This is a genomic window from Lacticaseibacillus parakribbianus (assembly GCF_025490915.1).
In the GTDB taxonomy this organism is placed as follows: Bacteria; Bacillota; Bacilli; order Lactobacillales; family Lactobacillaceae; genus Lacticaseibacillus; species Lacticaseibacillus parakribbianus.
Window position 1 is genome coordinate 40,546 of record NZ_JANQBA010000014.1, and the last position, 18,442, is coordinate 58,987.

16 protein-coding genes are annotated in these 18,442 nt (G+C 52.0%); 13 read left to right on the plus strand and 3 right to left on the minus strand.

Annotated features, from left to right (window positions below):
- Positions 1 to 132 precede the first annotated feature (132 nt).
- The 11 genes from NUH19_RS10965 to NUH19_RS11015 all read left to right on the plus strand — a co-directional run bounded on the left by NUH19_RS10965 (position 133) and on the right by NUH19_RS11015 (position 12,555).
- Positions 133 to 1,383, plus strand: coding sequence for a nucleotide sugar dehydrogenase (locus tag NUH19_RS10965; RefSeq protein ID WP_262316599.1), 1,251 nt, complete (start codon positions 133 to 135; stop codon positions 1,381 to 1,383).
- A gap of 2 nt (positions 1,384 to 1,385) precedes the next feature.
- A complete protein-coding gene (locus NUH19_RS10970) occupies positions 1,386 to 2,642 on the plus strand; it encodes a glycosyltransferase family 4 protein (protein WP_262316600.1) in 1,257 nt (418 codons plus the stop codon).
- 54 nt (positions 2,643 to 2,696) lie between these two features.
- Positions 2,697 to 3,260, plus strand: a complete 564-nt coding sequence (locus NUH19_RS10975; protein ID WP_262316601.1) for an acyltransferase — start codon at positions 2,697 to 2,699, stop codon at positions 3,258 to 3,260.
- A complete protein-coding gene (locus tag NUH19_RS10980) occupies positions 3,253 to 4,134 on the plus strand; it encodes a glycosyltransferase family 2 protein (protein WP_262316602.1) in 882 nt (293 codons plus the stop codon). Before NUH19_RS10975 ends, NUH19_RS10980 begins: the two co-directional genes overlap by 8 nt.
- Positions 4,134 to 5,303 carry a glycosyltransferase gene (locus NUH19_RS13110; protein ID WP_262316603.1) on the plus strand — a complete coding sequence of 390 codons (1,170 nt, stop codon included), beginning with the start codon at positions 4,134 to 4,136 and terminating at the stop codon, positions 5,301 to 5,303. Before NUH19_RS10980 ends, NUH19_RS13110 begins: the two co-directional genes overlap by 1 nt.
- A gap of 4 nt (positions 5,304 to 5,307) precedes the next feature.
- The gene (locus NUH19_RS10990; protein ID WP_262316604.1) at positions 5,308 to 6,471 is read left to right on the plus strand and encodes a glycosyltransferase family 4 protein; all 1,164 of its coding nucleotides are present in this window, start codon (positions 5,308 to 5,310) and stop codon (positions 6,469 to 6,471) included.
- 378 nt (positions 6,472 to 6,849) lie between these two features.
- On the plus strand, positions 6,850 to 7,863 hold the full coding sequence (locus NUH19_RS10995; protein WP_262316605.1) for a hypothetical protein: 1,014 nt from the start codon (positions 6,850 to 6,852) through the stop codon (positions 7,861 to 7,863).
- Positions 7,860 to 8,777, plus strand: coding sequence for a beta-1,6-N-acetylglucosaminyltransferase (locus NUH19_RS11000; RefSeq protein ID WP_262316606.1), 918 nt, complete (start codon positions 7,860 to 7,862; stop codon positions 8,775 to 8,777). The genes NUH19_RS10995 and NUH19_RS11000 overlap by 4 nt, the downstream gene beginning before the upstream one ends.
- A gap of 173 nt (positions 8,778 to 8,950) precedes the next feature.
- On the plus strand, positions 8,951 to 10,057 hold the full coding sequence (locus NUH19_RS11005; RefSeq protein WP_262316607.1) for a polysaccharide pyruvyl transferase family protein: 1,107 nt from the start codon (positions 8,951 to 8,953) through the stop codon (positions 10,055 to 10,057).
- Positions 10,058 to 10,077: 20 nt separating this feature from the next.
- Positions 10,078 to 11,010 (plus strand): glycosyltransferase family 2 protein, encoded by a 933-nt coding sequence (locus NUH19_RS11010; RefSeq protein ID WP_262316608.1) that lies wholly within the window; start codon positions 10,078 to 10,080, stop codon positions 11,008 to 11,010.
- Between the two features lie 3 nt (positions 11,011 to 11,013).
- Positions 11,014 to 12,555: a lipopolysaccharide biosynthesis protein gene (locus NUH19_RS11015; protein ID WP_262316609.1), complete on the plus strand. Its 1,542-nt coding sequence runs from the start codon at positions 11,014 to 11,016 to the stop codon at positions 12,553 to 12,555.
- Between the two features lie 193 nt (positions 12,556 to 12,748).
- Here NUH19_RS11015 and NUH19_RS11020 read toward each other — a convergent pair whose 3' ends face one another.
- The gene (locus NUH19_RS11020; protein WP_262316610.1) at positions 12,749 to 13,552 is read right to left on the minus strand and encodes a hypothetical protein; all 804 of its coding nucleotides are present in this window, start codon (positions 13,550 to 13,552) and stop codon (positions 12,749 to 12,751) included.
- A 347-nt stretch (positions 13,553 to 13,899) separates the two neighbouring features.
- Between NUH19_RS11020 and NUH19_RS11025 the strand changes: the two genes are divergently transcribed.
- Together NUH19_RS11025 and NUH19_RS11030 are read left to right on the plus strand one after the other, a co-directional pair.
- On the plus strand, positions 13,900 to 14,931 hold the full coding sequence (locus NUH19_RS11025; RefSeq protein WP_262316611.1) for a hypothetical protein: 1,032 nt from the start codon (positions 13,900 to 13,902) through the stop codon (positions 14,929 to 14,931).
- Positions 14,932 to 15,145: 214 nt separating this feature from the next.
- Positions 15,146 to 16,900 carry a MucBP domain-containing protein gene (locus NUH19_RS11030; protein ID WP_262316612.1) on the plus strand — a complete coding sequence of 585 codons (1,755 nt, stop codon included), beginning with the start codon at positions 15,146 to 15,148 and terminating at the stop codon, positions 16,898 to 16,900.
- A 238-nt stretch (positions 16,901 to 17,138) separates the two neighbouring features.
- Here the strand turns inward: NUH19_RS11030 and NUH19_RS11035 are convergent, their stop codons facing one another.
- Positions 17,139 to 17,306 carry a hypothetical protein gene (locus NUH19_RS11035; protein ID WP_262316613.1) on the minus strand — a complete coding sequence of 56 codons (168 nt, stop codon included), beginning with the start codon at positions 17,304 to 17,306 and terminating at the stop codon, positions 17,139 to 17,141.
- A gap of 161 nt (positions 17,307 to 17,467) precedes the next feature.
- Positions 17,468 to 18,325 (minus strand): helix-turn-helix transcriptional regulator, encoded by an 858-nt coding sequence (locus NUH19_RS11040; RefSeq protein WP_262316614.1) that lies wholly within the window; start codon positions 18,323 to 18,325, stop codon positions 17,468 to 17,470.
- Between the last annotated feature and the right edge of the window lie 117 nt (positions 18,326 to 18,442).

An 18,442-nucleotide genomic window follows, 5' to 3' on the forward strand; every position in this document is an offset into this window, starting at 1 on the left:
CCGACCCGCGGCTCGTGGGGAGTCGCGGTTGCAGCAACAGTCAGTTCTGGGATGGGAGTCTGGTCCGAGCAGGGGAGCTCGGCCAGACTCCTTGGTGTATCAGCACCAATAATTTATGGGGGAAACTATTAGATGAGTGAATCACTACACATTGCGGTCGCCGGGACCGGTTACGTCGGCCTGAGCATTGCCACGTTGCTGTCGCAGCACCACCACGTCGAGGCCGTCGACGTCATTCAAGAAAAGGTCGACCTGATCAATGCCGGCAAGTCGCCGATTCAAGACCGTGAAATCGAGGACTTCTTGGCCAACCACGACCTGGACCTTCACGCGACGCTCGACGGCGCCGCGGCCTACAAGCAGGCCGATTACGTGGTGATTGCGACGCCGACCAACTACGACAGCCAGAAGAACTTCTTCGACACCTCCGCCGTGGAGGCCGTGATCAAGCTGGTGCTGCAGGTCAACCCGGCCGCCATCATGGTGATCAAGTCGACCATTCCGGTGGGTTACACCGCCAAAATCCGCGAGCAGTTCAACACCCAGAACATTTTGTTCAGCCCGGAATTCCTGCGGGAAAGCAAGGCGTTGTACGACAATCTCTACCCGTCGCGCATCGTCGTCGGCACGGACCTGCAAGACGCGCGGCTGCAGCAGGCCGCCGAGACCTTCGCCGGCCTGTTGCAGGAAGGCGCGATCAAGGAAAATATCGACACCCTGATCATGGGCTTCACCGAGGCCGAGGCCGTCAAGCTGTTCGCCAACACCTACCTGGCGCTGCGCGTATCGTTTTTTAACGAGCTGGACACCTACGCCGAGATGAAGGGGCTCAGCACCGAGCAGATTATCGATGGCGTGTCGCTGGATCCGCGCATTGGCACCCACTACAACAATCCATCGTTCGGCTACGGCGGCTACTGCCTGCCCAAGGACACCAAGCAGCTGCTGGCCAATTACCAAGACGTCCCCGAGAACCTGATCGAGGCGATCGTCGCCTCCAACCGCACCCGCAAGGACTTCATCGCCGATCGGGTGCTGCAGCTTGCCGGCTACTACGACTACGACGACAAGAACGAGTACGACCCGGCCGCCGAAAAGGACATCACCGTCGGCGTCTACCGCCTGACCATGAAGAGCAATTCGGATAACTTCCGCCAATCCAGCATTCAGGGCGTGATGAAGCGCATCAAGGCCAAAGGCGCCAAGGTGATCATCTACGAGCCGACGCTGGAAGACGGCACCACGTTCTTCGGCAGCGAGGTCGTCAACGACCTGGCGACGTTCAAGCGCCGCAGCCACTCGATCATCGCCAACCGCGTCGGGGCGGAGCTGAGCGATGTGATGGGTAAGGTTTACACCCGCGACATTTTCAAGCGGGACTAGGCATGAAGAAGAAGCTACTGATCTACGCCCATTACTACACGCCGGACGTCGCCTCCACCGGCCAGATCCTCCGCGAACTCGCCGAGGGCATGGCTGACCGCTTCGACATCACCGTCATCTGCGTTGTGCCGTCCTACTCCGGCAAGGTGGCGCCCGAGTATCGCCAGCGCAAGTACTACCGCGAAGTGATCAACGGCATTAAGGTGTTGCGCGTCCGGGTGCCGGAATTTTCCAAGCAGAACAAGGGCTCGCGCGTCCGAAACATCCTGGCCTACTTCTTCCGCGCCGCCTGGGCGACGTTCAAGGTCGGCCATCAGGACTACGTGTTCTCAATCTCACAACCCCCAATCCTCGGCGGCCTGCTGGGCGTCTGGGGCAAGTGGATGCGCCACGCGAAGTTCATCTACAACATCCAAGACTTCAACCCCGAGCAGACCATGGCCGTCGGTTACAGCAAAAATGGTCTGATTCTGAAGTTGATGATGGCGCTGGACAAGTTCAGCTGCCGCCAGTCCGACCTAGTGATCACCGTCGGCCGCGACCTGGTCGACACCCTGAACGCCCGGTTCAAGCCGGGCAAGGCGCCGCGCGTCGCGATGATCAACAACTGGATCGACGAGCAGGCAATCCGGCCGCTGCCGGCGACGGACGAACACGTGCTGGCCTTCAAGCGAAAGTACGGCTTGGAGGACAAGTTCATCGTCATGTACTCCGGCAACATCGGCCTGTACTACGACCTCGAGAACTTGATTAAGGTCATTGAGCAGTTCCCGGCCGGCACCACCGCCGCGGATGGCCGCGAAGTCGTTTTCGCCTTCGTCGGCGCCGGCTCGGTCCTGCAGCAATTGAAGGACTACGCCGCCGCTCACCGGATGGTGAACGTGACGTTCATTCCCTACCAGCCGAAAAGCGACCTGATTTACAGCCTCAACGCCGCGGATGTTCACTGGTGCGTCAACGCCAAGGGCATCAAGGGCGTCAGCTGCCCCAGCAAGTTCTACGGCATCGCCGCGGCCGGTAAGCCGGTGCTGGCGGTGCTGGAGCCCGGCGCCGAGGTCGAACGCCTGATCCGCGAACACCGCGGCGGCTACCTGGCCGCCCCGGGCGACTACAAGCAAGTCGCCGCCAACATTCGCCAGCTGCTGGTCGCACCCGCCGAGTTGCCTGAGATGGGCAAGCGCAGCCGGGCGATGCTGGAAGATGGGCTGACCAAAGATGCGTCGGTCAGGCGGTACAGCGAGGTTATTTCAACACTTTAATAGAAACCTTGCCCTCCCCAGGTAAGGTCGTGCAACGGAAGGAGCATCTAAAAGATGACTAGTAATTGGTTCAAACTCGTGATGCGCCTGACTAAAGTGCAAATCGGCCGTAACGTGACGCTGAAAGGTGTTCCGGTGATTTTCAATCAATCTGGTGCCGAGCTGACCCTCGGCAGCGGCGTGACGATTAAGAGCTCGTTCCTCTCAAACCTGGTTGGCCTCTACTCGCGAACCATCATCGTCACACGGGTCGCGGGAGCCAGAATTGCGATTGGAGATAACGTCGGCATCTCCGGCGCCACCATCTACGCTCGAAAAGAGATTACGATTGGTGAAGGCACGATGATCGGTGGCAACACCAAGGTTCTCGACAACGACTTCCACCCAATTGAGGCGGAGGCGCGACTCGCCAATGACACCCGCAAAATCGGCACTCGTCCGATCCACATCGGGAAGAACTGTTTCATCGGGTGCAACGCGCTGATTCTCAAGGGTACCGAGCTTGGAGATGGCTGCGTGGTTGGGGCCGGCGCGGTGGTCAGTGGTAAATTCGAGGCGAACTGCGTCATCGCAGGGAACCCGGCACGAGTGATTCGGAGGCTGGCAGTGAATGGCTGATCTAACGGTCGTAATCTTAACGAAGGACGAAGAGTTGAACCTCCGCAAGTGCGTGACGTCTTTCCATGGTGCCGCGAAGCGCTTCGTGATCGTGGATAGCCGCAGCACAGACGGAACGAAGGCCCTGTGCGAGCAGCTGAACGTGGAGCTGCAGAAGGTAGGGTCCCGACTGGACTTCTACGAAAATGACTGGGTGAATCACGCAACGCAGTTCAACTGGGGGCTTGATGAAACTCGTATTGAGACAGAGTGGACGATGCGAATGGATTCCGATGAGGAGCTGACCCCGGAGTTGCTTCAGTATATCCAGACGGAGCTTGATCACGTCAGCTCCGATGTCTCAGGTATTGTGATTCGTCGCCGTCTGATTTTCATGGGTCGCTGGATTCGTCACGGCGGCAGGTACCCAGAGTACCTGCTGCGCATCTTCCGAACCGGGAAGGCGCGGTGTGAAAGCCGGATTATGGATGAGCATCTGATAATTCACGAAGGCCAGATCGTTAATGTCAAGGCTGACATCATCGATCGCAACCAGAAGTCTCTGGAGTGGTGGATCAACAAGCATAACTGGTACAGCGGAAGAGAAGTGCAGGATCATCAGCGGACATTGGCTGGGTTAGGCGCTGAGCTCGAAAGCGACAAAGTTCAGTCGTCTAAGCAGGCTGAGGTGAAGCGGAAGGTCAAGGATGGCGGGTATTACCGACTGCCGCTGTTCTTCAGGGCGCATCTGTACTTCATTTACCGGTACTACTTTAGGCTAGGATTTCTAGACGGCAAGGAAGGCAAGATTTTTAACTTCTTGCAGGCGTATTGGTACCGATTTTTGGTGGATGCAAAGATGTACGAAGTCAACGAGCATAAGGGGAGTTTCTAGTGGTTCGAGTTCAGATTATAATGGGACGATATCTGCCCGGTTTTAAAGATGGGGGGCCTGTTCGTTCGATAGCAAATTTGGTTGAGGGCTTGGGAGACGACTTCGACTTTCGTATCATGGCTACAGATCGTGACAGCGGGGATTTGGCCCCTTATCCTAATGCACGGGTTTCAGAGTGGAACTTAGTCGGAAAGGCTAAAGTCTTCTATGTTCGCCCTAATCGTTTTGATTTCAAAGTTCTTCAGCAGCTGAGTAATGCAGCAGATGTCACGTATATTTGTGGCTGCTTCAACCTTTACGCAATAAAAACGCTTTTGTTAAAGCGAGTCGGCATAATTAAGACACCGGTCGTCGTGGCATCAATGGGTTTGTTCTCACCTGGCGCGTTTAAGATTAAAGCCGCTAAAAAAAAGGCATTCATGCATGCAGCAAATATTATCGGACTGTTCAGGAATATTTATTGGTCCGTCAGCAGTCCAGTCGAGAAAGCTGATTTGCTGACTAGGGTGAAGACTGATGAATCACATGTCTTTGAGGCTGGAGACATTCCGGCGGCAGTGACTGGAACGTGCCCAGATAAAATCAAGGGAAATGCATTAAGGGTCGTTTGGTTTTCACGCGTTTCGCGAGAAAAAAATTTATTAGGATCAATCGAGATCTTGTCGAGGACGAAGAAGAGGATACACTTTAACATAATCGGGCCGATAGAAGATGAAGAGTACTGGAGATTATGCCAGAGCAAGTTGGCAGACCTACGCTCGAATGTGAGCTGGTCGTATGAAGGCCCCGTACTTCCGGAGGATGTGGCAGATAGGCTTAGAAAGCAGGACGTATTTCTTTTCCCAACATTGGGTGAAAATTACGGCCATGTGATTCACGAGGCTTTGGCTGCGGGTTGTCCATGCCTAATTAGTGATAAGACGCCTTGGCGGGATCTTGAAGCATGGCATGCGGGATTTACGATTGGACTGCAGGACTATGCAACTTATGCAAAGCGGCTTGATTGGTTTGCGGATATGAAGCCAAGTCAATTTAAGATTTATGTGCGTGGCGCGTTCGACTTTGTGTCACAAGATACACAGGTGGAGAGTCGAAAAGACGCCTATCGTGTGTTGCTTACGGAGGTTAGCAGTCGTGGCTTGAAGATGAAAAAATCAGTAAAGGGGTGAGCAATTGAAAATTGTGGAAATATGTCTTACTGGAGCGGTGACTGACGGGTTCCTGTATCAAGATAATTTGTTGCCGAAGTACCAGAAACGCCTTGGGTTCGATGTAACCTTTATCACATCGCAGTTTGTCTTTAACTCAAAAGGCCAGATTGTCCGATTTGAAAAGAGTGATTATTTCAACCAAGACGGAATCAAGATGATCAGGTTGGCTTCTAGGTGGAATGCTGAGTACGGAAACCCGCTTCTTAGGTTCAAAGGTTTATACGAGTGTATTGCTCAGGAGAAACCAGATATACTCTATATTCATGGTCTGCAATTTTGGAATATTATCGCTGTGCTGAAGTATCTGAATATGCATAAGAAAGTACAAGTATATGTCGATAATCATGCAGATTATTCCAACAGTGGACAGAACATACTTTCAAGGAGAATCTTACATCCTGTAATTTGGCGACATTACGCTAAAAAGCTAAACAAATACGTAACAAAGTTTTTTGGTGTTCTACCAGCAAGAGTCGACTGGTTAGTTAACATGTATGGATTACCTCAAACGAAGTGCGAACTACTCGTCATGGGCGCCGACGATGACGAATTGGAGCGTGTGGAGCGAGAAGGTAGGCGAGACACCATTCGGCGACAGTACTCGATTCGACCAGACGATTTTCTGATAATGACCGGCGGCAAGATTGATTCGGCAAAGTGGCAGACTCTGAACTTGATGAAAGCAGTTAAAGCATTGAAAAATCCGAATGTGCGATTAATTGTGTTTGGGTCGATTAGCTCGGAAATTAGGGATAAGGTTGATGAACTCTGTGACGGACATCAGATTCAGTACATTGGTTGGGCGAAGGGGTCGCAGGCGTATGACTTCTTCAGCGCTGCCGATCTTGTTGTTTTTCCAGGCAGGCACTCGGTATATTGGGAACAAGTCGCAGGCATGGGAATCCCAATGATATGCAAGTATTGGGAAGGTACCACTCACGTGGACCTTGGCGGAAATATCGTCTTCTTGCGTCAGGATAGTGTGACGGAGTTAACTGATGTGCTGGGTGAGATAACGGGATCCGAAGATGTCTTTGAAGGCATGAAGGCAGCTGCCCATTCTTCGAAGCGAAAAGGGTTCTTATATTCAAGAATCGCTAGGAAGAGTATCGGTGTCGCCGATTAAAACTGACATATCTAGATAGGCTAGCGCAAAGGCCTCGATGTCATCTGAGACAAAGGCTGTAGATACCCGCAGGTTATCCGTTCAAATTACTGCGGAATCCGTATCGGAACGGGTGTGTATTTGACCGATGTTGAAAGAACGGGCAGTTTCTTTCATATTTTTTTGGAGAGGAGTCTAATCATGCTGAGGCACATTACTAGATCCAAAATATATAGCCTACTTCTCTTCGTTGCGTTTTTCTTGGCAACTATTTCCTACGTGCCATCGTTTCATGTTTCATCGATAAAGTATGTTTCGATACTAATTACGTTCTATATAATGCTAGCCAGATCTGGAGGCAGCTTTTCCGCGGATAGGGTGAAATTTGGAATTCCAATAATGCTTGCTCTAATTTTCAGCTGTATGCTTCAACAGACAAGCATTGTAGATAAGGCCTCTTCCGCATTTTTTTACCTTATTTTGATTTCATGGACGCAGTTTGGAGACTTGATAATTTCAAATATGTCTGATTTATCCTCGGCGACGTTTGGATTGTTTGCCGCTGAGCTGATGACCATCTGCTTGACATGGTCATTGCGGGCCCAACAGCTGGCCAGTCCGTATTCAACTCGTGTCAGGGTGTTCTGGGGGTTCACGCACCCGAATATGATCGGCTCGCTGGCTGAAATACTAATATTTGCCGCTTTGACTTTACTTATACTTCAATGGAAAAAAATATTTCGAACGATTAAGTGGTACGCACTGTTAATTATAGCTGTTCAGTCTGTATACATTATCAAAGTTTCTGATTCAAGAACCTCATTATTTTCAACGATCGTGTTCGTAGGATTCTTGGCTCTAGAATGGTTGCGAAGAGTTTCAAAGAAGTGGTTTTTATTCGTACTCATTTCTCTCTTACCCGTGGTTACTCTGGTTGCTGTCAATTTTGTTCAATCATATTTATTAAATGATGTGGCATTCATGTCTCGTTTAAACTTTGGGCTTATGAAGGCGACACCTTTAACCGCGTTGGTTGGTAACGGTATGGTTAGTAACGCAGATTTAAATATGAGTAATATGAATGGTGCACATGGCGAAATGGCCGCAGCTTTGTTATTTTACAAAAATGGAATTTCTGGAATCATTGGATATGTGGCAATTTTCGGTAATCTGTGGCTACATTTGAGAGTTCAGGCAAACCATCTCCAGAAAATCATCGGAGCCGCTTTACTCTCTGCAATACTGGTAGGATCAATTGGAGAGGCCTATATTGTGAACATAACAAATGTTTTTCCAATGCTTGGGTTAATCCTACTAAGCTCACTAACGTATAACCAGAACATTTTCCAAAGCAATTTTGAAAGAAATCTTTTAGATGAATCGGCATATCAAGCAACAGAGGAATATAATTGAAAATAGCATATTTGATGTTAGCACATCAACACCCCGAAGTTGTTGCTCAGATTGCTGAACAGCTTACTGAAGGTACAGATGATTTAGTAATCGTGCATGTTGATCTGAAAACCGACGTTGAGCCATTTAAGCAAAGATTATCCAATAACCGTCAGGTTTTTATGATTACAGATCGAGAGAAAATTTACTGGGGAGGATTTAGTTCAATTCGAGCGACCATAAAACTTATGGAGATGGGATTACAACAGGGATGTGATAGGTTTGTAGTGCTTCAAGGAAATGATTGGCCTTTAAAAAGTAACGCAGAAATACATAACTTCTTTGAGGAGAATTCCAAGATAGAATTTGCTAAAGCATACGATGTGACGGTTTCATCAAGAAAAAAGAGCTATATGAAATCGGCCGGGTATTACTTGTTTGACGGTGTTGATCGGACAAAAATTTCGCTTAAGACCATTATTGCCCGACTACTGTCTCTGGTAAATAAGATTGGCATTAAATACATGAAGGGATTTTACTTTGATTCGAATAGTTGTCAACGAATGGATGTCTTTTGGGGCTGGGCACATATATCATTAACACGTGATTGTGTTGCGTATATTGTTCAAATTTTTAAGAAGAATAGCGGTCTTAATCACTACTTTAGAAGAGTATTTCCAGCTGATGAGACCTATTTTCAAACGATAATATATAACTCGCCCTTTCGAGAGAGGACCTTGGATGGAAATGCAGTGAATGAACTTGATCACTTAGATGGGAAATCCATGCTCAACTTAACGTATTTTGAATATATTCCAGGAAGAGTCAGAATTTTTACTAGTCCAGAAGAATTAAAGAATATTAACCTAGAAAAATATCTTTTTATAAGAAAGGTATCAGAAGAATTTGTCTCAAAATGTTCAAAGCAATCCTAAAATATGGATGTCAGGGAATCAAGAAAGCATGATCACCAGATACGACTGTCGACGCATTAATTAAAGCGGTATAGTAGAGTACTCATATCGAGACTATGGGACGGGGTCTAAGCGATGCTCAATCGGCAACGCTCACTTTAGTTCATCAAAGGTCTATTAAAGGAAATCGAGAAATGTCCAAACTAAAAAAAGTTTATGTCAATGCCTACTTCAGAAAAAACGTAGGGGATGATTTATTCCTTTATGTTTTATCCAGCCGCTATCCTAGCGTGAACTTTGTTGCGGATGTTCCAAAGAAATATCAGGAAACTTTAACTTCAATAAGCAATTTAAAGATGAGAAACGCAACCAAAAAGACTTTTATTGCACGGAAATTATTGGCAAGCATACCGTGGATACCATTTGTAAGCGGAGCAATGAAATATGATGCTATCATTGAAATAGGCGGCTCTATCTTTATGCAGGCTCCAGGAAAGCCGGGTATCTCCGGTTTGAGAAATGCCTTTACTCGGAAGAGCATTCCATATTTTGTTATTGGAAGTAACTTCGGACCGTATGAAGATAACAGATTTGTTTCCGGATATAATGTTCTGTTTAAAAAAACTGGTGGTGTGGTTTTTCGAGATAGCTATTCAGCAAAGTTATTTGACGCAAGCTATAAAATCTCTGTCGCCCCGGATGTGGTTTTTGGCATTAATCCTGAGACGTTGGGATTTAAACTGGGGGGAGGCACAGGATTATTGATCGCCGTACCAGTTGACCTGGCACGGAAAGGAGAGAGTTTAGCGGATCAGAGACTCGCTAGCAAATATGAGAAATGCATGGCACGGCTTATTGCTGGGCATGTGAGAAGCGGGCACAGGGCTGTCATCTTGTGTTTTTGTAGTGATGAGAATGATGAAGAAGCTGCTAATCGAATATTTGAAATGCTTGACAAAAGAGAAAAAGAGTTTACGTCTATCGTAAATTATCAAAGTGTTGATCAGATTTTTTCACTTTTTTCCAACGCAGATTATCTTCTCTCAAGCCGCTACCATTCGATGATTCTAGGTTGGGTATTTGGAGTTCCACAATTAGTCATTCCATACAGTCTAAAAACTGAACATGTCCGAGCGGAACTCTGGAAGTCGCAGTACAGTCTCAGTCCACAAAATTTTATTGAAAATATCGACAGCGTTGATCTTAGAAACTTTAACACAATGGATTCAAAGCTAGTAAATGTATTGAGGAAAAAGTCTTCTGGACAATTCAAATATACTGACCGTGCTCTCAATAATTAAAGCGAGGAGTAGTCTTACTTATGATTAACCCACGTGTTAGTTTTATAATTCCCACCTTTCGTCGACCGGATTTTCTGAAAGAGGCAATAGATTCGGTTCTAAATCAAGACGAGAAAAATCTTGAGATAGTTGTTATTGATGATGACCCTGTGAATAATAGTGTGACGAGTAAAATAATAGAATCCTATAACTCCGATAAAATTGTTTATATACAAAACCGAAAGAATCTAGGACCTGGTTATTCACGTCAGGCAGGGTTGTCGGCCAGTAAGTCGGCGTTTGTTGTCTTTATGGACGACGATGATTTCTATGTAGACACCAGTTTTGTGAGCCGGGCATTATCCATCCTCGAGAATCAGCAGGAGAATATTGCCTTTGTTGCTTTTAATGCGTATGATTATAACCAACGTACAGGAGAAAAGACTAAAGGACGTGGCTTCATAGAGACTCGTCATATAAGCAAAGAATACTATATCAAACATTTCATGTTGGATGTTCCCAAACCAAAGTCAACATTTACTGCCGTTTTCAATAAAAAAAAGCTTTATAAAAGCGGAATCTCCGAGGTTAAAATGCTGAATGACACGGTTATATATTTACGTGCGTTGATTTCGGGAGACGCAGTTCTTAATGCTACATATATCGGTTGTTACAGAGTTCATCAGCGTAACATTACAAAAACTGTGTCAGCTGACTTTATTGTAAGAAACTTGAATGAGAAGGTATTAATTGCAAAAAAACTGAGCATGTCCGGACTGAAGCGCCAAATATGGTTATATAATCAGTCAAAATCTACAATCCTCTACTTCATGAGCAATAGCGATAAGTATAATGAACTTCCAGAAATTCAGAGATGGATTGGTTCGCAAAATTTTATAACGAGAATTTTGCTAGTCTTGCGAGTTAAAGTTGCAGAGACACAGAAACTAAGTTCCGAACACCGTGGGGGGTAGACAATGAGATCACGAACTCACTTGTCAATTGTTAACACAACTGCTGCAACTCTGATGTATTTTCTTCGCATACTACTAGGATTTGTCTCCAGAACCTTCTTCATTCATCAGCTTGGCGTTGAATATCTTGGACTGAATGGTTTGTTTACGAACATACTTAGTTTCCTTTCGCTTGCTGAATTGGGCTTTGGAACTTCGATTGCATTTGAATTATACTCTCCAATTGCGAATAAAAATTTCGAAGCAATTAAATCTTTGATGTATTTGTATCGAAAAGCGTATAGAATAATTGGCATAATTATTGGGGCTCTTGGGATTATCATTATGCCGATCTTACCTTATATGATGAAGGGAGGAATAGACGCTCCGTATCTGCTCTACTATTTACTTTTTTTAGCGAACTCTGTCATCAGCTATTTCTTTACTTATAAGAGATCATTATTGAATGCTGACCAGAAGAACTACGTTGTTATTATTAATGATTTTTTGGTGTTCGCTGTAACCGTCGCTTTTCAGGTTTCCGTGTTGGTTATCTGGCAAAGTTATACAGGTTACCTTGTCCTACAAATCGTCGGTACTCTAACAGCAAATCTCACAATTACGGCTATTGCGAATAAGCAATATCCGTATTTACTAGAAAAAAACATCGAGAACGTGGATCCAACAACGGTCAGAGGATTATTTAAAAACGTTATCGGAAATATCTCTTCACAAATCGGGACTATTGTCGTTACCGGATCAGATAACATTTTGATTTCAGCATTTGTGGGATTGACTGAGGTCGGCATTTACTCAAATTATACACTTCTAACGAACGCTCTAAGGAGCCTTGTTCAACAGGCGACTGGCTCATTAACTGCAAGTTTTGGGAACCTGATTGCTGAAAAATCTGGGCAGAAAACAATGCGCATCTTTCATAGGTATTGGTTCATCAATTCCTCGGTTTCTTACCTGACAGCGATTGCGGTTTTTCTACTTGTGAATGATTTCGTCCGTATTTGGGTTGGATCCAAGTATCTTTTACCAAAGCACACTGTATTTCTAATGTCGTTATACTTGTTCCTATTAATGTTTCAGGGTACTGTAAGATCATTTATTTCGGCTTTCGGCCTGTTTTGGCAGCAGCGATGGAAACCGGTGTTTGAGTCAGTGACTAACCTTGGCTTGTCGGTGTTTTTCCTGAAAGTTCTGGATCTCTCTATTGATGGTGTTTTATTAGGCACTATTTGTTCGACGCTCTTGGTAATCGCATGGTATGAACCATATTTACTGTTTAAGTATGGATTCAAAAGTTCGGTTCGTTCATATCTAGTTGGAACATTAGGATTCTATTTTGCATATTTCATTACGATAGGCGTCCTGTGGCAGATTGAGGGCATATATGTTCCTAGGGATTTACTTGGATTTTTGATTTATGCAATCATTTCTGGAGTGGGAATTCTTCTAATATTCATCAGCTTCTTTGGCCGGACACCTGGCTTTCGTGATGTTTGTCGTTGGATTAGAGCTTTCAAATTTAATTCTGGTAATAGATCGGGTCGATAGTTGGCCAGACAGAACGATTCGTTAGCCACTACATATCTTCGAGTGTGGCGAAAAAACATGAAGGCGGGAAGAATATCACGAGGTTGCAAACATCCGACACTATGCATGATTTGTTTTTTACGTTAGACGTATGATCGAATAGACACGTGACTTGGTTACGGCCAATTACGCAGTCACGAGCAAAACTCACAGCTCATTGTATCCATTCACTCAGTCCCTGCACCTCCCGCATCTCCATCGTCATAAACTCGGGTCGCACGACCTCGACGCCAACAACCCGCTCCCTTATCTCATCAACAAGGTAATTCACCAGGTAGAACCGATTTGCGGTCACCAACTCCAGCTGCTGTCCGGCCTCGGCCAGGAGAACCATCCGCTCGGGATCGTCGGTTGGCACCGCTGCCGTCGCACCCTCATCCCTGGCCGCGTCATCGCCGTCATCCCCAGCCGCCCCCTCATCCCGAGCCGCGTCATCGCCGTCGTCCCTAGGCACCAGAGGCGCCGCGGCCACGCTCTCGTCCTTCGCATCAAGCGCTAAGGCTACTTCATGCGTGGTGCCGCTCGCCCCATCCGCCGCAGCCTCTGTCCCATCACCCGCGGCCGTCTCCTCCTGCACCTCATCCCCATTGAGGAACGCCAGCCGGAACAGGTAGTTCTTCGGCCGCCCCGCCTTAGGATTGCCCGAGAAGTTGCGGACCGCGGTTGCGTAGTTTTTCACCAGGAACAGCGTCGTCTCGCCGTTGTCCTCGTAGCTGAACAGCAGGTATTCCCACGACCGCGCCTGCAGGATGCGGCGGTAGCTGATGCCCGGGTAGTCCTGGATGGCCTGGGCGACGTGGGAGTCGATGAAGTTGCTGCGCATCCAGACCAGAGACGCGCTGACGGTCAGCCTCTGCGCCAGCCGCTTGCGCTCGCCGAGGTAGGCGGCGTAGCCTGCGGTGATGCCTTCGACAATCTGTGATCCGAGTTGGCTTGGCAGTTGGTAAAATTGTGACATGTTCAACACCTCCGAATTGTTGTGAAAAAGGGTCAGGCTGCCCCTTGCAGCCGGCAGGACGCGTGGCGGCCTGGCGGTGGGAGGGGTTTTGCTTGTCGGCACCGCCACTGTGGCGGCCCTATACTTGTAAGACAACAATTCGCGGCAAAAGCGCTAGGTGTTTCCGGAAAAAAATCGAGAAAATCGTGCCGAAGAACGTGGCGACCACCGCCCCGCGAGTGGGCGGCGGCTTCGGTCTCCACCTTAAACCAAAATTAAAATGTTCCACGCGATATTCGCCCCTGGTTCCCCTCGCGACACTCGGGTGTTACACTGAAAATCCGCGCATTGGCGGCAAGGAGGGAACCATGGCACAGACAGGCAAACGGCCGCGGCGGCTGGCCGACATCACCTATTCGGCCAAGCAGCGGGAGGCAATTCTGGCGACGATGACCGCGGCGCAGCGAGCGGCCTACGCGGCGACGCTTCAGCTGAGCTTCTCCGATCGCGTGATGAACCGCATTTTCACCGCCGCCCCGGACTGGCGCTTCGTCGGCATTCGCGTCGACTACGGCTGGGCCGACCGCCACCGCCACCCCGAGCGGTCGGCCAACCTGCGCTGTGTCTGCGGCCGGCCGCTGCGCTACCAGTACCAGCTGGTGTCCGTTGACGGGAAGAACACCCGCGTGGCGCTTGGCTCGCAACATTTTGCCCAGCACCTCGGCATTCCCGCCGGCATCGCCCAGGAGGTCTTCGGCCACTTCAACCGGGTGCAGCGCGAGATGGACGCGATGCTCGCGCGGTTCCGCAACGGCACCCGCTTCCCCCGCAGGAAAAATCGCTGGGCGATTGCCCAGAGTCCGGCCTTCGCAACGCTGACCACGGTCGCGGCCCGGCGCCTCGTGATCTGCGCCGAGGCCGACCTACCGCTGACCGACCGCGACCTGGCCCGGCTGGACGCCTTGATTGCCGCGCTGCAGGCGACCGGCAAGCTGCCGGCAGGTGCGGCCTCACCCGCCGCTGATGCGACCGTGCCAATCGCCGATGCGGCCTCGCCACCGATCGAGGCACCTCACCGCCGCAAGCGGCGCAGCCGCCGGGCGGCCCAGGACGCGGTGGCGATGACCATGGCGGATCTGCAGGGCAAGGTGTGGCAAGGCGGCCGCCGAACGGGGTCACGGTCCGGTTCGCCGGCCAGTTCGCGGCCTGGTTCTCGACCCGGCTCGCGGCCCGACGGCAAGCACGGCGGGACCCACGGCGGTACGACGGCGGCCGCGATGAAGCCCGAGCCGCGCGGCACCAATCGCGGTGGGAGCTGGTTGCCCTCGCCGCAGTCTGGCCCCACCCGTAACGGTGAGGCGGCCAAGGACTTGCCGCGACCACGCACGGCCGCAGACTGACGGCCCAACCGATGCAGACTGACGCATGACGACCCGACCGACGTGTACCGACGCACGACGGCCCGACTGGTGGAGAGCGACGCACGACGAAGCGGTCGGCGCTTGGACAATGGTCCGAGCGGCGGCCGCTTTTTGGCGAGGCACCATTTTTGCGCCGGCGAAACCCGCTTCTCTATACTGGGAGTTGCAAGGCAAACCCAAAGGAGGAGTTCTCATGACACATCGCGCAACCACAACCACGCGCCGCCTGGTGACCACCGGGGCGGCGGCCGTCCTGCTGCTGGGGCCAGTGTTCGGCGCCACGCCGGCGGTGGCCGCAAGCGGCCGGACCGCGACCGCGGCGGCCGCGTCAACGTCAGCGACGGGAAAAACGACCGCGGCCACGTCGGCCGAGGCAGCAGCCACCCGGGCAGCCGCAACAGCAACCAACCCGGCAGCCACGGCGACCGAGACCGCAGCGCCGACATCAGCCCCGGCATCGGCAGCTTCGGCCAAGACCGCGGCGTCAGCGTCAACCACGGCCCCGGCGCCAACCCCGACCGAGACCGCGGCCCCGGCCACGCCGAAGGCCCCGACAGCCGCCACCACCCCGGCCCCGGCCGCGACCCAGGCTGAGCAGCTCGGCACCCTGCAGGTCACCTTCCGCGACAAGGCGAGCGGCGCCACGCTGCCGGAGATGACCGCGGTCGGCACGGCCACCGTGACCGGGGAAAACGGCACCGCCTGGATCGACGCGGCGGCGGGACAGTTCACGATCCAGTTCACTGACGCGATCACGCCGCAGCTGCCGGCCGGGTACCGGCTGCTGCCGCTGAGCGAGCAGGAAGGCGCCGAGTACGACTCGCTGCTTTTCGTCGCCGGGGAGACTCACACCGCCCAGCTGTACGTGGCGGCGACCACGGCGACGGTGACGGTGAGCTACGTCGACGCGACGACCGAGGCCACCGTCGGGGAGGGAATTCAGGTCACCGGGACGATTGGCGACCCGTTCGACCTTTTTGCCCAGGCCATCACCGCCGGCATTCCCGCCGGCTACCGGCGCGACACCACGCGGCCGGCCACCGGTCCCGCCGCGTTCGGCGACGCGCAGCCGGCCATCGTCTACGTCACGCCGCTGACCGATGTGACGATTCCAATCTACTACCGCGACACGACGACCGATGCGCTAATTAAAACATTCGAGTTGACTGACCAGTACGACACGGAGTTCGCGACCCGCTCGGCGGAGATCGGCGAGAACGTGCCGGCCGGCTACACAATCGACCAGACCCGACTGCCCGAGCAGCTGCCGCTGTACTTCGGCGACCCGAGCGTCACCAGCCTGACGTTTTACGTGAGCAAGCTGGCCGACGTGACGATTCCGATCTACTACCGCGACACGACGACCAACGCGCTGATCAAAACGCTGAAGCTGACGGACGCTTACGACACGGAATTCGCGACCCGCTCGGCGGAGATTGGCGAGAACGTGCCGGCCGGCTACACGATCGACCAGACCCGGCTGCCGGCGCAGCTGCCGATGTACTTCGGCGACCCGGCGGTGACCAGCCTGACCTTCTACCTGATCAAAACCACGACCGGCGGCGGGGATGGCAGCGGCTCAGGCTCCGGTTCCGGGGAAAACGGGAACGGCGGCGAGTCCGAGAATGGCAGTGGCGGTTCCGAGTCCGGTTCCGGCGAGAGCGGCGGGTCCGGTTCCGGGAGCAACAACGGGAGCGGTTTTGAACCGGGCCCAACCGGTGGTACCGGGAACGAGGGTGGCCAGGGAAGCGGCGATGGCCAAGCCGACAGTCAGCTCGATTCGGCTCACGGCCAGCCGGCAACCGATGCGGCCGCTCAGCCGGCCGCCCTCCCGCAAACCGGTACCGTCACCGCGGCCCCGGCCGTGGCCGCCCTCGGTACGATTGCCGTGGTGGCCAGCCTGATCGGGCTGGTTGGGAGCTGGCGGCGGCAACGGCAGCGGCTTTAGGCAGCTCAGGATGTGACGCGATGACAGCAAGATGCCCCTCAACCGCGAATGTGGCGGGTGAGGGGCATTTTCGTGTGTTCAGATAAAAAGGCGGGTACACAGAATGTACTCGCCCAGTTGACGGAATCCCGCCACATATTTGTAAGCCTATCATGTGGGATAAGGAAGCTCTTGTCAATAGAACGCAATCTATCGTAAATTGAATTCGTTTTTTGACGATTTAATCATCGAATCAGTATTATTCAGCCGCCAATTTTTCAATTGCGGTGTAGATCTGCTGATTCTGTAAGATGGTGTCGAGCGACTGGCGAACGCCAGCCTCGGTCAACGTTGGCTCAATCGAATCTGATGTGTTGCCTGCGAGGAAATTTTTCGCCTCGTCCGTGATAGTGAACTCAAATGGCATAAGCTCGCCTCCTGTTCGCTTACTATATCTTAGGTTTGGGAGAATTGCCTGAATCAGCACGTGTAGCTGAAGCTCGGAAAGGTTGTAGAGTTTGACGTATTTTTGAGTATTGGTCATGGCTTAATTATATCTGCCGCGGCGCTTGGCTGGCAACTTCCGCCTCACCACCGCTTCCGGTACTCCCGCCCGGACACGCCTTCGACCTGCTTGAAGACCCGGGCGAAGTAGGCCGTGTCGGCGAAGCCACAGGCCGTCGCAATCGCCGCCACCGAGCGGTCGGTGAAGCGCAGCTGCTGCTTGGCCGCGGTGATGCGCCGCTCCTGGAGGTACTGGTTGATCGAGACGCCGTAAGCGGCCTTGAACAGCCGCGTCAGGTAGTACTTGTTGATGTAAAAACGTGCGGCGAGGGCGTCCAGGGTGATGCGCTGCGGGTAGTGGCTGTCGAGAAAATCGCGAACCGCCGCGACCTGCTGCTGCTTGTCACCTTTTTGGCGGTGCTCGGGGTGCCAGCTTTCGGCCATCAGGCAGGTCATCAGGTCGGCCAGCCGGGCGTTGATCGCCATGTCGCGAACGTAGGCGGGTTCCCGGGCGGTGCGGTTCAGCCGCGTCCAGGCCGCCGTCAGCGCCTGCGGGTCGTGGGGGTGAAACACCGGGGCCCCGCCGCGTTCCAGGTATTTTTGGTAAATCGTCGGCATCGCACGGCCGGCGAAGTGGCACCACGACAGCTGCCAGAGGTCGGCTGAGCTCTCCTGGTAGTACGAGTGGCGGCAGTCGATGAACACGCAGTCGCCGGCGGCCACGGCGTAGGTGCGGCCGGCGTAGCCCAGCGTTCCCGAGCCCTTGGTCACGATAAAAAAGAGATAGGAGGTCAGGTCCTCTCTGGCGCTTCTGTGCGGCGCCAGCGCGGTCAGGCGGCCGCATTCCTGAAGGTACAAGAGGCTGGACTTGGCGAAGTCGGACGGGGTGTAAAGCAGGCGGTCGGCGTCAACGACCGGACCGGTGGTGGGGGTGATGGGCATGGTGAAGGCTCCTTAGGCTGAAAGTCAAAGCTGGCAAAAACCGCGAAATCTCGGGGAATACACAACTAATTCGGCTGAATCCGCCGGCACCAATTGCAATCTGGCGGGTGCGAAGGC